10 protein-coding genes are annotated in these 14,938 nt (G+C 50.3%); all 10 read left to right on the top strand.

What is annotated here, in order from left to right; all coding sequences use genetic code 11:
- Positions 1-38 precede the first annotated feature (38 nt).
- The 10 genes from AC0YN3_RS01220 to AC0YN3_RS01265 all read left to right on the top strand — a co-directional run bounded on the left by AC0YN3_RS01220 (position 39) and on the right by AC0YN3_RS01265 (position 14,933).
- Positions 39-1,325, top strand: a complete 1,287-nt coding sequence (locus AC0YN3_RS01220; RefSeq protein ID WP_475773338.1) for a dihydroorotase — start codon at positions 39-41, stop codon at positions 1,323-1,325.
- 63 nt (positions 1,326-1,388) lie between these two features.
- Complete coding sequence (locus tag AC0YN3_RS01225; RefSeq protein WP_475773339.1) at positions 1,389-2,534, top strand: carbamoyl phosphate synthase small subunit; 1,146 nt, start codon at positions 1,389-1,391, stop codon at positions 2,532-2,534.
- Positions 2,521-5,745 (top strand): carbamoyl-phosphate synthase large subunit, encoded by a 3,225-nt coding sequence (gene carB, locus AC0YN3_RS01230; RefSeq protein ID WP_475773340.1) that lies wholly within the window; start codon positions 2,521-2,523, stop codon positions 5,743-5,745. Before AC0YN3_RS01225 ends, carB begins: the two co-directional genes overlap by 14 nt.
- A gap of 141 nt (positions 5,746-5,886) precedes the next feature.
- Positions 5,887-6,624 (top strand): orotidine-5'-phosphate decarboxylase, encoded by a 738-nt coding sequence (pyrF, locus tag AC0YN3_RS01235; protein WP_475773341.1) that lies wholly within the window; start codon positions 5,887-5,889, stop codon positions 6,622-6,624.
- Positions 6,617-7,264, top strand: a complete 648-nt coding sequence (pyrE, locus tag AC0YN3_RS01240) for an orotate phosphoribosyltransferase (RefSeq protein WP_475773342.1) — start codon at positions 6,617-6,619, stop codon at positions 7,262-7,264. The genes pyrF and pyrE overlap by 8 nt, the downstream gene beginning before the upstream one ends.
- A gap of 169 nt (positions 7,265-7,433) precedes the next feature.
- Positions 7,434-9,161: a methyl-accepting chemotaxis protein gene (locus AC0YN3_RS01245; protein WP_475773343.1), complete on the top strand. Its 1,728-nt coding sequence runs from the start codon at positions 7,434-7,436 to the stop codon at positions 9,159-9,161.
- 177 nt (positions 9,162-9,338) lie between these two features.
- Entirely contained in the window at positions 9,339-10,070 is a 732-nt protein-coding gene (locus tag AC0YN3_RS01250; protein ID WP_475773344.1) for an ABC transporter ATP-binding protein, read from the top strand.
- Complete coding sequence (locus AC0YN3_RS01255) at positions 10,036-11,109, top strand: efflux RND transporter periplasmic adaptor subunit (protein WP_475773345.1); 1,074 nt, start codon at positions 10,036-10,038, stop codon at positions 11,107-11,109. The genes AC0YN3_RS01250 and AC0YN3_RS01255 overlap by 35 nt, the downstream gene beginning before the upstream one ends.
- A 3-nt stretch (positions 11,110-11,112) precedes the next feature.
- A complete protein-coding gene (locus tag AC0YN3_RS01260; protein WP_475773346.1) occupies positions 11,113-14,034 on the top strand; it encodes an ABC transporter permease in 2,922 nt (973 codons plus the stop codon).
- Positions 14,035-14,042: 8 nt separating this feature from the next.
- On the top strand, positions 14,043-14,933 hold the full coding sequence (locus AC0YN3_RS01265) for an ABC transporter ATP-binding protein (protein WP_475774257.1): 891 nt from the start codon (positions 14,043-14,045) through the stop codon (positions 14,931-14,933).
- The last annotated feature ends 5 nt before the right edge of the window (positions 14,934-14,938 follow it).

The following is a 14,938-nucleotide window of genomic DNA, read 5'->3' on the forward strand; positions in this document are numbered from 1 at the left end:
GAAACACAAACTGACTTATTCCGGAGGGTGAAACTACTATGTCATTATGGATTATTAACGGTAACGTATGGAACGAAACTTCCGGCAACCTAGAGAGCAAGCATATCCGCATTGAAAATGGCGTAATCGAGGCTGTCCTGGACGGTTCGCAAACGGTTGACACGGGCAGTGCAGAAGTTATTGACGCGCAGGGCAAGCTAGTATCACCTGGCTTTATCGATATGCACGTCCATCTGCGTGACCCGGGCTTTGAATATAAAGAAGATATCGCGACAGGAACGCGTTCTGCAGCTAAAGGCGGTTTTACGACGATCGCCTGCATGCCTAACACACGCCCTGTTACGGATACGGCCGAGACCGTTCGCTACATTAAAAGCAAAGCGGAGCAGGTCGGGGTCGTGAAGGTACTGCCTTATGCATCCATTACCAAAAATGAGCTAGGCCGCGAATTAACGGATTTCGCTTCTTTGAAAGAAGCCGGCGCAATTGGCTTTACGGACGATGGGGTGGGCGTGCAAAACGCCCAAATGATGAAGAACGCGATGGCGCTCGCACAGTCGATGGATATGCCGATCATCGCACATTGCGAGGATGATACGCTTGTAGAAGGCGCTTGGGCATCGGAAGGGGAATTTTCCCGCAAGCACGGCTTGAAAGGCATTCCGAATGAGTCGGAAGCGATTCATGTCGGCCGGGATGTCCTGCTCGCTGAAGCAACGGGCGTACACTACCACGTCTGCCATGTTAGCACAGAGCAATCGGTAAGATTGATCCGCCTTGCCAAGCAAATCGGAGTTCGAGTAACCGCTGAGGTATGTCCTCATCACCTGCTGCTGTCCGACGAGGATATTCCTGGGCTGGACGATGCAAATTGGAAAATGAACCCGCCGCTGCGCACGCCGCGCGACGTTCAAGCCGTTATTGAGGCGATTGAAGATGGCACGATCGACATGGTCGTTACTGATCATGCGCCGCACAGCGCCGAAGAGAAAGCACGCGGGGTACAGCTGGCTCCATTCGGGATTGTTGGTTTCGAAACAGCGTTCCCGCTTTTGTACACCAAATTCGTACAAACCGGCAAGTGGACGCTAGGCTTCCTCTTGCAGCGTATGACAGCGGATCCTGCTCGCGTATTCCGGCTTCCGACAGGTCGCCTCGAGCAAGGAGCTCCAGCTGACATTACGATCGTCGACCTTGCGAACGAGCGGGCGGTAGACCCAAGCACTTTTGCTTCCAAAAGCAACAACACGCCTTTCGGCGGCTGGAAGCTAAGCGGCTGGCCGGTAACAACCATCGTTGACGGCGCAGTCGTCTGGTCAGAATAATCACGTTTATTAACCTACTTAATCCAATATATAGGATCAATCAACACCTGAGGAGTGATACGGATGCAAGCAAGATTATTGTTGGAAGACGGAACGTTGTTTACGGGTCTTTCATTCGGCGCAGAAGCGCAAATGAGTGGCGAGGTTGTTTTTAACACTGGAATTACAGGATATCAAGAGGTACTGTCCGATCCGTCCTACTGTGGGCAAATCGTGACGATGACATACCCGCTAATCGGGAACTACGGCATTACGCGCGACGATTTCGAATCCATGCGGCCATTCATTCACGGGTTCGTCGTTCGCCGTCACGAAGAGGTTCCGAGCAACTGGCGCGCGCAATATTCGCTTGGCCAGCTTCTGAAAGAATACGGCATCCCGGGCATTAGCGACATCGATACCAGAATGCTTACGCGCAAGCTGCGCAACTACGGAACGGTGAAAGGCCTTATCACGACAGGCAACGAGCGCATCGAAGAGCTTGCAGAGCGCCTGAACATTTCCAAGCTGATGACGGATCAAGTTGCTCGCACGTCTACGCCTCATGTTTTCTCAAGCCCTGGTCAAGGCGAACGTATCGTGCTTGTCGATTTCGGTGCCAAAAGCGGTATTCTGCGTGAACTTACGAGACGCGGCTGCGATGTCGTCGTCGTTCCGCATAACACAACGGCAGAAGAGATTCGCCGCCTTGCACCTGACGGTATCCAGTTGTCCAATGGCCCTGGGGACCCGCAGGATGTGCCTTACGCGGTCAAAATGATTTCCGAGCTGCTCGGCGAATACCCGATCTTCGGCATTTGCTTAGGCCACCAGCTGTTTGCCCTAGCATGCGGCGCTGAAACAACCAAATTGAAATTTGGCCACCGCGGCGGCAACCACCCGGTGAAAGAACTCGCAACTAACCGTTGCTACATTACATCTCAGAACCATGGTTATACGGTGCTTGAGGATTCGGTCAAGAACACGCCGCTTTCCGTAACGCATATCAATAACAATGACCGTACCATCGAAGGCTTGAAACATAATACATTCCCGGCTTTCTCAGTTCAATATCACCCGGAGGCAGCTCCAGGACCTTACGATTCCAGCTACCTATTTGATGAATTCCTAGAAATGATCCGTACGCACAAGAAAAACAACCCACAAAAACCTCGTCAAGCTGTGTTATCGGAGACGTTGAAAGGAGAGCTTCAGTATGCCCAAAAATAATGAACTCAAAAAAATTCTCGTGATCGGTTCCGGTCCAATCGTCATCGGACAAGCGGCAGAATTCGACTATGCCGGTACTCAGGCTTGCCAAGCGCTGAAGGAAGAAGGTTACGAGGTTGTTCTCATAAACAGTAACCCAGCAACGATTATGACCGATACGAATATGGCTGATAAAGTTTATATCGAGCCGATTACACTAGATTTCGTTTCTCAAATTATTCGCCAAGAGCGTCCTGATGGACTACTTCCAACACTTGGCGGTCAGACTGGCCTAAATATGGCTGTTGAGCTTGCCCGCGCCGGCGTCTTGGAGCGCGAGAACGTGAAGCTGCTCGGAACTCAGCTTACCGCTATTGAGAAAGCAGAGGATCGCGACTTGTTCCGTGACCTTATGCGTGAGCTTGAACAGCCGGTACCGGATAGCGATATCGTTACAACGGTAGAGGATGCCGTTAATTTCGCCAATACGATTGGATATCCAATCATCGTTCGTCCCGCTTACACGCTTGGCGGAACAGGCGGCGGCATTTGCGCGAACGAAGAAGAGCTTCGCGAAACGGTAGCTTCCGGTATTCGCTACAGCCCGATCAGCCAATGCTTGATTGAGAAATCAATCGCTGGCATGAAGGAAGTTGAGTACGAGGTTATGCGTGATGCGAACGACAACTGTATCGTTGTCTGCAACATGGAGAACTTTGACCCGGTTGGCGTACATACTGGCGACAGCATCGTTGTAGCGCCTAGCCAAACGTTGTCTGACCGCGAGTATCAAATGCTTCGTTCGGCATCTTTGAAAATCATTCGCGCTTTGAATATCGAAGGCGGCTGCAACGTACAGTTCGCACTTGATCCGCAAAGCTATCAATATTACGTAATAGAAGTAAATCCGCGGGTTAGCCGCTCGTCAGCGCTTGCTTCCAAAGCAACGGGCTATCCGATTGCCAAGATGGCAGCGAAAATCGCTATCGGCTACACGCTTGATGAGCTAGTCAATCCGGTTACAGGCCAAACGTACGCATGCTTCGAGCCTACGCTTGACTACATCGTTTCGAAAATTCCGCGCTGGCCTTTCGACAAATTCGTCAATGCAAACCGCAAGCTGGGTACGCAGATGAAAGCGACAGGCGAGGTTATGGCAATCGGCCGTACGTTCGAGGAATCTATTCATAAAGCAGTCCGTTCCCTGGAGATCGGCGCGCACCGCATTCATTTGAAGGAAACATCGTCGCTAGAGGATGCCGTACTTCGCTCGCGCTTGGAAAAACCCGATGACGAGCGCATGTTCCTCGTGGCGGAAGCATTCCGCCGCGGCTACAAGCTGCAAGATATCCAAAACATTACAAATATCGATTGGTGGTTCCTTGATAAAATCGAGCAAATCGTCGCATTCGAGGATCGTATGCGCGGCGAAGCGACTTTGACAGAGCAAACGCTATACGAAGCGAAGCGCAAAGGCTTCTCTGACCGCTCCATCGCCGAGATTCGCAAAGAAGGCTTTCCGAACGGCAGCCACACGCATGAAGACGATATCCGTGCTTTGCGCGTGCAGCTCAACCTTAAGCCAGTATACAAAATGGTTGACACTTGCGCGGCTGAGTTTGAAGCTTCGACGCCTTACTACTACTCCACATATGAAGTAGAAAACGAAGTTACGGTTACGGATAAGCAGAAAGTGCTTGTACTTGGTTCAGGCCCGATTCGGATCGGCCAAGGCATCGAGTTCGACTATTCGACCGTACATGCGGTTTGGGCGATTCAGAATGCAGGTTATGAAGCAGTTATCATTAACAATAACCCGGAAACGGTATCGACAGACTTCAGCACCTCGGACAGACTTTATTTCGAGCCATTGTTCTTCGAGGATGTCATGAATGTTATCGAGCAAGAAAATCCGATCGGCGTAATCGTGCAATTCGGCGGGCAAACAGCGATTAATCTTGCGGCGCCACTATCCAAAGCTGGCGTGCGCATTCTAGGCTCAAGCCTGGAGAGCATCGATGCAGCTGAGGACCGTAAGAAATTCGAAGCTTTGCTTCGCAGCCTGAACATTGCACAGCCAGACGGCAAAACGGTCATTTCGGTGGATGAGGCAGTCGCTACGGCGCAATCGCTCGGATACCCTGTACTCGTTCGTCCATCGTACGTACTTGGCGGCCGCGCAATGGAGATTGTATACTCCGACGAAGAACTTCTTAGCTACATGGAAGTTGCGGTTAAAATCAATCCGGAGCATCCGGTGCTGATTGACCGCTACATGCTCGGCAAAGAAGCAGAGGTAGATGCAATCTGCGACGGCGAAACGGTTATTATTCCAGGCATCATGGAGCATGTTGAACGCGCAGGGGTTCACTCTGGCGACTCCATTGCGGTATACCCTCCGCAATCGCTATCGGAAGATATCAAGCAGCAGATCGTCGATATTACGATCAGTATCACGAAAGCACTGAATGTAATCGGGCTTGTTAATATCCAATTCGTCATCCATCAAGACAAAGTATATGTAATCGAAGTAAATCCGCGTTCATCGCGTACGGTTCCATTCTTAAGCAAAGTGACGAACATTCCAATGGCTAACTTGGCTACCAAGGCTATCCTGGGAACGAAGCTTGCGGATCTCGGTTACGTAGAAGGCTTGTGGCCAGAGGACGAGTATGTATCTGTTAAAGTACCGGTCTTCTCCTTCGCCAAGCTTCGCCGCGTAGATCCTACGCTCACGCCTGAAATGAAGTCGACCGGCGAGGTAATGGGGCGCGATGTACAATATGCGAAAGCCCTTTACAAAGGTCTTATCGGTGCGGGCATGAAGATTCCGACTTCCGGCGCCATCATTGCTACGGTTGCGGATAAAGACAAAGAAGAAGCGACAGAATTGCTGCGCGGATTCTTCAATCTTGGCTACAAAATCATCGCTACGGGCGGTACCGCCAAAACGTTGGAAGACGCGGGACTGATCGTAACGACTGTCAATAAATTGAGTGAAGGCTCACCGAACATCCTGGATCTCGTACGCGAAGGCCAAGCGCAGTTTGTCGTCAACACATTGACAAAAGGCAAAGCTCCTGAACGTGACGGCTTCCGAATTCGCCGTGAGGCAGTTGAGAATGGCGTAGTGTGTATGACATCGCTCGATACGGTTCGTGCCTTGCTTATCATGCTCGAGACGTTGAATTTCTCATCGCGCTCCATGCCGGTGCTGCTTCAAAAAAAATAAGCTCTCACCAGCTTAAAAGTACGGCCAGCGTTTATTGCTTGGCTTAGCATCTAAGGGGCGGCAAGCCCTTTAGGCGCTTAGCTGGAAGCAAACGTATGGCCGTTTATTATGCAAATAAGCATAGAAATGGGGAGATCATGAATGAAGTTAACGAAAGAACAGGCAGCAGGTCGGATTATGGTAGCGCTGGATTATCCAGATGCCGAAGCTGCTGAACGGCTGATATCAGAGCTTCAAGGTATTCCTTGTTACTTGAAAGTAGGCATGCAGTTGTTTTATGCGGCAGGTCCTTCGTTTGTAAGCAGCTTGAAGGAACGTGGCTACTACGTGTTTCTCGATGTGAAAATGCATGATATTCCGAATACGGTAAAAGGCGGCGCAAACAGCATTACAAAGCTAGGCGTAGATATGTTCAATGTCCATGCTGCAGGCGGCAGCGCTATGATGGAAGCTGCGCTCGAAGGCGTGGACATGGCACTGTCAAACAGCGGCTTGAATAGGCCTGCCGTAATCGCTGTCACACAGCTGACCAGCACAAACCAAGCCACGCTCAATGAACAGATCGGCATTAGCGGATCAGTCGAGGCAGCAGTCATTCGGTATGCGGAGCTTACCAAAAAAGCGGGACTAGCTGGCGTAGTTGCATCACCGTCGGAGGTTGAGGCCATTAAAGCGGCATGCGGGTCAACTTTCAAAACCGTAACGCCCGGTATACGCCCGGCAGGCTCAGCGGTTAATGATCAATCCCGAATTATGACGCCTAGCGAAGCGTTGCGGCAAGGAACAGATTATATGGTAATCGGACGTCCGATAACCGCTGCAGCGAATCCTAGAATAGCATTAGAATCAATCATTGAGGAGCTGATTTCCTATGAGTAAATTAACGTTAACGGAATTGCCCGACCAAATTGCCAAAAGCCTGCTTGAAATCGAGGCAGTGGCGCTGCAGCCAAATGATCCATTCACGTGGACCTCGGGCATTAAATCTCCAATCTATTGCGATAATCGGCTTACGATGACTTATCCTGCCATTCGCGATCTCATTGCGGAAGGGTTCGCGACGATTATCCGCGAGCAATATCCCGATGTCGACGTGATTGCAGGCACATCGACAGCAGGCATACCGCATGCTGCTTGGGTTGCGCAAAAGCTAAATCTGCCAATGGCCTACATCCGTGATAAAGCAAAGGGCCATGGCAAGCAGAATCAGATCGAAGGCAAGGTACTGCCAGGTCAAAAGGTGGTCGTGATCGAGGATTTGATTTCTACCGGAGGCAGTTCTATTAAAGCAGCTCTGGCTGTTAGGGAAGCCGGGGCAGAAGTGCTAGCAGTGCTCGCAATTTTCACTTACGAATTCGAAAGCGCAAAACAAGCTTTCGAAGCGGAGCAAGTGCCGCTCGCTACGCTGTCTAATTACAGTGCGCTAATTGATTCCGCTGTCCAACTTGGAAAGGTTGCTGCCAGTGATGTAGCAACGCTTCAAGCTTGGAGACAAGACCCGCAATCCTTCGGTAAATAGCAGCTTTGCTGCAACTATCAAAAGGCATGTTCTCTTGTTTAGGAGAACATGCCTTTTTTTGCTGCTCTTTCGACAAAAAAATGAAAACATTTTAATAAATGACTATAAGCGAGGGCGCTTACCTCCGATAAATACTATAGAGATGATGAACGAAGGAGCGGGAAGAGTAATGAAATTGTCTTTACGATTTAGATTGGCAATGCTTTCAATCGTACCACTAGCGTTTTATGCGTATACGGGTCTATTTATGCTTGGCGAGCAGCGTTCCTTATTGGAACAAATGACTGAGGAAATATATGAGACCTCAAGCAAAGTCGATACTTTGATTCTGAATGCGGATCGGGATATGTACCAAGCCTACCAAGCTTATTTGAAAATAGAATCGGGCACGCTTGATCAGGCAAGCGCCGATGCGGCACGCGAGGAGCTCGCACTGAACATCAAGCAGGTGGATGATCGCGTAACTGAAGCGCAAGCCATATTATTCGATAAAGGCCTGCAAGCGTTGGCAGAAGGGGAGTCGAAGCGCAGCATCGATCAGATACTGATTGAATTCCGTGCGAATTATAATTACTGGACGGAGGCAGCAATAAAGGCTGCGGCAGACGGGGTCAACAAATTCCAAAACAGCCAGATCGATAACAGCTTTCAAAAAAGCCGTTCCGGCATTGATGAAATCGGTCAAAGCATAGCTGCACATACCGATCTGACTCTTTCCGACATTACAAAGGATCTGGACAAATCGCAGCTAACGCTGTTTATTTCGATTTTATTAGTGACAGTCATTATTGGAATCACTGGATTTATTACAATCCGCCATATTATGAAAACGATCAAAAGCGTTGTTTTCAAAACCCAGCGGGTAGCTGAAGGCGATTTAACTGCCATTCCTGACGCAAAGTACAGCAAGGATGAGCTTGGCAGTATTTCACGTTCAGTCGATCATATGATTGAGGCGATGAGCCAGCTGATCAAAGGGATCGCCGATAATGCAGCTGAAGTGACCAGATCGACAAACGAGCTGACGACTACCTCGAAAGAATCGGCTGCCGCTGCCGAGCATGTTGCCCACAATATTAATGAAGTCGCAAACGGCTCAGAGGTACAGGCAAGAGGGGCAGAGGAAACTTCCCGTGCCATAGAGGAAATGACAATCGGCATCCAGCGCATTGCCGAGAATACCGCTTCGATTGCCGACAAATCAACCTCAACCTCAGAGCAAGCAAGCCAAGGACATGATGCGCTGTTACGGTTAATTACGCAGATGGACGAAGTGTCAACGGTCATCAACAAGCTTTCCGCAACCATTGGTACGCTGGAGCATCGCTCCAAAGAAATAGGTGCGATAGCCGACAACATTACGACCTTTGCTAATCAAACGAATATATTGTCGCTCAATGCTTCTATCGAAGCAGCACGCGCAGGCGAGCATGGTCGGGGCTTTGCAGTAGTTGCAGGTGAAATTCGGAAGCTGGCGGCAGGCTCGCTTGCTTCTGCGGAAGGTATCCATCAGCTGGTGGATGAGACGAGGACAGAAATTACAGGCGCTTCCGCTTTTATGGCCCAAACGGTTGAGGAAGTAGAGCGGGGAAGCGAACGCGTGCGCGACGTTCGCCAGAATCTTGATATCATCGTTGCTTCTATTACGCAGATGAGCGAGCAGATCCATGAGAACTCCGCCATTACGCAGCAGATGTCAGCGAGCTCGGAGCAAGTAAGCGCGTCGATGGAGCAAACGGCTTCAACTGCCGCAGCGAACCTGGAGAAGACGGAGAGCGTTGCAGCCGCAACGGAAGAACAGCTCGCTTTGATGGATAATATATCGTCATCTGCCAGCCATTTGAACGAAATTGTGCTGGAACTGGATCAGGCGATCTCCCATTTTAAAGTGAAGTAGATAGGTCATGGAAAGCTGTCGACGGTAGTTGCGAAAGCATCTGCTGGAGGCAGCTTTTTTCAAATAAAAAAAGTTTTGAAAGTTGTTGGGATTTGACGTAACTTTTTGAGCATGTCCTTCGTCTATCATGTAAGATTAGAATTATGAAAGCTGGTTAAGGAGGGATCGGAAGAGCTAATGGCCATTCCGCAGGAAGAAGATCAGAGCACGGAAGCGCAGCTGGAGCCCACTGAGGAAAAGCGCAATTTACTGACGGTGAATGACGTAGAGCGCACATTTCAAGTTGGCGGTTCTGCGCTGCATGTACTAAAGGGCATCCGAATGGAGCTCAAGGAGAGCCAATTGATTATGCTAAGGGGCAGATCCGGATCAGGCAAGACGACGCTGCTCAATTGCTTAGGAGGACTCGATACGCCAAGCAAGGGCGAAATCTTGTTTAACGGTTCGCCTTTCCATAGTATGAGTGATAATCAGCGTACATTAGTCAGGCGTAAGCACATGGGCTTTATATTCCAAGCTTTTGCGCTTATGCCGCTTTTGTCCGCTCGGGAGAACGTAGAGCTTTCCCTTCGCATGGCTGGCATTCCTCGAGCGGAATGGAAAGACAGGGTCGTCCAGTGCTTGGAGCTAGTTGGCCTTGAACGACGGATGAACCATAGACCGTTCGAGCTCTCCGGCGGGGAGCAGCAGCGCGTTGCCATTGCCAAAGCCATTGCCCATAAGCCGATGCTGCTTTTGGCAGATGAGCCAACCGCAGAGCTGGATTCAGGCATGTCGGCTCAGATTATGGCGGTATTCCAAGATATTATTCGCACCGAACAAGTTTCTATTTGCATGACTACACATGATCCTACGATTTTGGAGGTTGCCGACCATGTCTATGAAATGGTGGACGGGAAATTTATTTAAGCGTTCGTTTGTTGTTGCAATGAGCGTTTCCCTAATTTTTGCAAGCGGGTGCTCGCTGCTCCCGGCAGAAGGTGAAGAAGAGGTATTGCCAGAAATTGCACCGCCTCAAATCTCGAAAAAGCCAGAATACGAAGTGACAACCGCTACTTTGGAGACGAAGGTGCAGGTTATCGGCAAGCTGATTTCACTGGAAGAAGAGACGTTGTTCTTCACGTTGGACGGCAAGCATTTGAAAGAGCTGAACGTGAAAGCCAATCAACAGATTAAAGCGGGCCAAACCATTGGGCAGCTTGACGTTGATGATTTGGTGAAGACGCTTCGCATGGAAAAGCTCGCATTCAAGAAAGAAGAAATCGCGATGAAGGAAACGCTTCGCATGCGTGACGAAATGGATCCGATCGAGTTTGAAGAGAAGTCCATTGCTTTTGAAGAACGCAAGCAGAAGCTCGTAGACATGGAAGAAGAGATCGGCAAGGCGACGTTAGTTGCGCCTTTTAGCGGGACGATTGTGACGTTGAACGTACAGAAAGGCGATTTGATCAAAGCCTATGCGCCGATCGCTATCGTAGCGGACACAAGCAAAATTACGGCAGCTGCTAAGCTTACCAAAACCGAGCTTGAGAAAATAGCTGTTGGGCTCGAGGTTGTTGCCAATATTAGTAATGTCGGTACGTTTAAAGGGAAAGTCAAGCAGCTTCCGATTAAAGCAGACGATCCGAACGCTGGCGGGGGCACAGGCGGAACGCCTGGCGAAACGAAGCCGGAGAGACCAGAGGACTTCATGATCGTTGAACTCAAGGACTTGCCGAAAAACTTAAACCGCGGAACGCCATTGTCGATCAACATCATTACGAAGCGCACTGAAAATGCCATTGTCATTCCTCCTTCTACGCTTCGTTCGATTGGATCCCGTACTTACGTGCAGGTTATTGATGCCGAAGGCAAACGCGAGGTAGACGTCGAGGTTGGTCAGCAAACCTCTACGCAGATTGAGATTCTGCAGGGATTGAAGCCAGGTCAGAAAGTTGTAGGTCGATAGCCAATGGGAATTCCGCTGTTTCGTTTTTTGTTCCGCAAAATGTGGAACACGCGCTGGCTAACCTTGAGCACGCTAGCAGGACTGACACTGGCGGTTGCTTTTGCAACGAGCATACCCATGTACGCAGATGGCGCTCTCAAAAGAGTTGTAGCGGAGTCGCTGCAGCAGAAAAGCACCGGATTGCCGGCGGGCTCCTTGCTGATGAGGTATCAATCTCCTGCCGGAGGCAAAACGGACATCGCGTCGTTATCGGAGCTTCAACGGTATATTACGGACGGAGTGCCTAAGGAAATTGGTTTTCCTTACAATACGTATGTCAATAGTTTTTCGATTCGCGGCTCGGAGGTTGTACCTGAGGATCCGACTAAAGTGGATGCGGGGCGCAACCGTCAGCTTACGATGATGACGATGTCAGGACTGGATAAAAACACGGAGCTTACTCAAGGCAGATGGTTCGTAAATGCCGAGGGTGACGGCGAGCTAATCGAAGCCGTTATGTTCGAGGAAGCGATGTATCGCAATGATATACATATCGGCGATGTGTTTGAATACCCGATATATGGCGGGCTTGATCTTACTTTACGGGTCAAAATCGTCGGAGCAGTCAAACCGCTTTCGGATACGAGTTCTTACTGGTATCAAGGCATGGAAAGCTTGTTAAGCTCGCTTCAAATTAGCGGGGCTGCATTCGATAAAATGCTGCTCGCTAAAAAAGGCATACCGCTTCATAATGCAAGCTGGTATTATGCCTTTGATTTATCGGAGATTCAGACGAGTCAACTTACGCCGCTTGGGAAGACGCTTGAGCGATTGAATATCGAATTGTATCAACGCCTAAAGGATACAAGGGTCGAAATATCTTTTGCGTCCACCCTTTCCGAGTTCAAACAGCAAAGCTTGCAGCTGCAGACGCTTCTCTTTACGCTTGCTGCACCTATGCTGGCAATGGTCTTTTTCTTTATTGCAATGAATGCGCGCCAGTCGCTTGATAAGCAGCGCAGCGACATCGCCGTGCTTCGTAGCCGAGGCGCAGGCACTCGGCAAATCATATGGATTTATTTGCTCGAAGGACTGCTGCTTGGAGGCATAGCGCTGGCGAGCGGCCCCTTTATCGGCTGGTTTATGGCGAAGAGCATCGGATCGGCCAATGGCTTCTTATCCTTCGTTAACCGGAAGTCGATTCCCGTTGGATTCTCTACGGAAGCGATCATTGCGGGCGGGGCAGCCGTGCTGCTGGCGCTGCTGGCGACGATTATTCCTGCCGTTATCTACGCAAGGTCGTCCATCGTCAGCTATAAGCAGGATCTGGCTCGATCAGACCGCAAGCCAAGCTGGCAGCGCTGGTATTTGGACGTATTGCTAATCGGCGCGGCTGGCTACGGCTGGTATATGTTTAACGAGCGTCAAATGCTTACGTTCAAGACGGGCATGACTACGGATCAATTAAATGTGCAGCCGTTTCTATTTTTCGTACCGGCGCTGTCTATTTTTGCGCTTGGCTTATTTTTCCTGCGTCTTTTCCCGTGGCTGCTCAAATGCTTCACTTGGCTCGGGCGCAAATTTTTGCCGGTACCGCTCTATTTGACGCTTATGCAGCTGTCAAGGTCATCCAAAGGCTATTATCCTTTGATGATTCTGCTTGTTCTAACGCTTGGACTTGGTGTGTACAATGCATCGGCGGCACGAACGATCGATCTGAACTCGACGGAGCGCACGCTGTATAAGTACGGCGCGGACGTAACGATTCAAACCGTTTGGGAAGGGTCTGCTGAACTTACCACTACACCCGGGAATGGCGGTTCCGGCGGAGGCGGGGGCGGCTCGGGCAGTGGCGGCGGCTCTGGCGGCGGAAGCGGCGGCGGTTCCGGAGGAGGCTCCGGTGGCGGCTCTGGCGGTGGCGGCGGAGGTCAAAGCGTACCGACCAAGATTATGTATACGGAGCCGCCATTTGAGCTGTTCCGTTCTCTGGAAGGCGTCGAAGCAGCAGCCCGTGTCCTACAGGCGAAAGGGAGCGTCGTTATATCCGGCAAGTCAATCGGTCAAGGCACGGTCATGGGAATCGACAACGTCGATTTTTCCAAGGTAGGCTGGTTCCGCAATGATTTGTACCCGGTACATCCCTTTAACTATTTGAATAACTTAGGCTTGTATGAGCAAGCAGCATTAATTCCTTCCAAAGTAGCCGAGAAATATCAGCTGAAGCTTGGCGATCCCGTTTCGGTCGGTTTTGCAGAAGGAAAAGTGGATTTCGTCGTAGTGGGCATTTTACCGTACTGGCCTAGCCAGTACCCGGATAAATCGCCGTTTATTATTACGAATTTGGATTATGTGTATGACCAGCTTCCGCTTATACCATACGAAGTGTGGCTTAAAATGAAGCCGGATGCCAAAGTAGCGCCAATCGTTACCGAGCTCCAGAAAGCGGGAATCGAGCTTGCTTCGGTTAAAGATGTTAGAAGCGAGCTGATTGCGCAATCGAAGCTTCCTACGCGCGGAGGCGTGTTTGGGATATTGAGCTTAGGTTTTCTAGTATCCGTGGTGATCACGCTGGCTGGATACGTACTGTTTTGGTTCTTTAATCTATCGGGCCGCGTCGTCCAATTCGGTGTTTTGCGCGCGATGGGTTTATCAAGGAAGCAGCTTACCGGCATGCTTCTTCTGGAGCAGCTGTTTACTGCGGGGCTTGCTATCGGACTCGGCGTTCTGATCGGGAAGACGGTCAGCCTGCTCTTCCTGCCGTTTCTTCAGACAGCTGAGAACGTTGCAGAGACCGTGCCTCCGTTCCGAGTAATTTTCGATTCGAATGACACGAACCAATTGTTTATCGTAGTCGGTGTGATGATGTTTATCGGTGCGATGCTGCTCTTCCTTCATATTAGAAGGCTTAAAGTGCATCAAGCGGTCAAGATGGGAGAGGAACGATGACAACGGCGATGATCGATTGCGAAGGCTTAGTGAAGATCTACAAAACCGACGACCTGGAAGTCGTCGCGCTTCAAGGCCTCAACTTGAAAGTAAACGAAGGCGAGCTAATGGCAATCATCGGGAACAGCGGCAGCGGAAAATCAACGCTTCTGAATACGCTGGGCGGTCTTGACCGCCCCTCTGCCGGCCAGGTGCACGTAGGTCCATGGGATCTCCTTAAGATTACGGAAGAAGATCTGGTCAAGTACAAGCGAGAGACAGTAGGCTTTATATGGCAAAATAACGCCCGCAACCTGCTGCCCTATCTCTCCGCGCTTGAGAATGTAGAAATGCCGATGATGCTGTCGGGCAAGGTTGACCGTGTCTACGCGAAGCAGCTGCTCGAATGGGTGGGGCTCAAGGAGCGTATGCATAACAAGCTTCATCAGCTTTCCGGAGGGGAGCAGCAACGGGTTGCCATTGCGATCTCGCTCTCGAACCGTCCCAAGCTGTTGTTAGCCGATGAGCCTACGGGATCCGTAGATACGGCTACATCCGATTTGATCATGGATATCTTCCGCAGGCTTAATCGCGAGATAGGCATTACTATCGTCATTGTTACGCATGATCTGACGCTTGCGGGAAAAGTCGACCGCGTGGTAGCGATCCGTGACGGCTTAACGAGCACGGAGTTTATTAAACGGAATCCGAACATCAATCCTGATGGGGGTGAGGCAGATCTACCTGCCGTTGCAACTGGGCTGCAGGCTGTCCATGAAGCGTATGTCGTGGTAGACCGCGTCGGGCGGTTACAGGTTCCGAAGGAATATTTAACAGCTTTGAATATTAAGGACAAAGCGACAATGGAGTTTGACGGCGAGCGGATTGTTATTACTCCGCCGAAATCACTAGGGGGTTAATTCGA

It is taken from the genome of Paenibacillus sp. J22R232 (assembly GCF_056269165.1).

Bases quoted from the DNA above. Each gene is read 5' to 3' on its own strand.
- AC0YN3_RS01220 (WP_475773338.1), top strand. From the start codon at position 39: ATGTCATTATGGATTATTAACGGTAACGTATGGAACGAAACTTCCGGC.
- AC0YN3_RS01225 (WP_475773339.1), top strand. From the start codon at position 1,389: ATGCAAGCAAGATTATTGTTGGAAGACGGAACGTTGTTTACGGGTCTT.
- carB (WP_475773340.1), top strand. From the start codon at position 2,521: ATGCCCAAAAATAATGAACTCAAAAAAATTCTCGTGATCGGTTCCGGT.
- pyrF (WP_475773341.1), top strand. From the start codon at position 5,887: ATGAAGTTAACGAAAGAACAGGCAGCAGGTCGGATTATGGTAGCGCTG.
- pyrE (WP_475773342.1), top strand. From the start codon at position 6,617: ATGAGTAAATTAACGTTAACGGAATTGCCCGACCAAATTGCCAAAAGC.
- AC0YN3_RS01245 (WP_475773343.1), top strand. From the start codon at position 7,434: ATGAAATTGTCTTTACGATTTAGATTGGCAATGCTTTCAATCGTACCA.
- AC0YN3_RS01250 (WP_475773344.1), top strand. From the start codon at position 9,339: ATGGCCATTCCGCAGGAAGAAGATCAGAGCACGGAAGCGCAGCTGGAG.
- AC0YN3_RS01255 (WP_475773345.1), top strand. From the start codon at position 10,036: ATGTCTATGAAATGGTGGACGGGAAATTTATTTAAGCGTTCGTTTGTT.
- AC0YN3_RS01260 (WP_475773346.1), top strand. From the start codon at position 11,113: ATGGGAATTCCGCTGTTTCGTTTTTTGTTCCGCAAAATGTGGAACACG.
- AC0YN3_RS01265 (WP_475774257.1), top strand. From the start codon at position 14,043: ATGATCGATTGCGAAGGCTTAGTGAAGATCTACAAAACCGACGACCTG.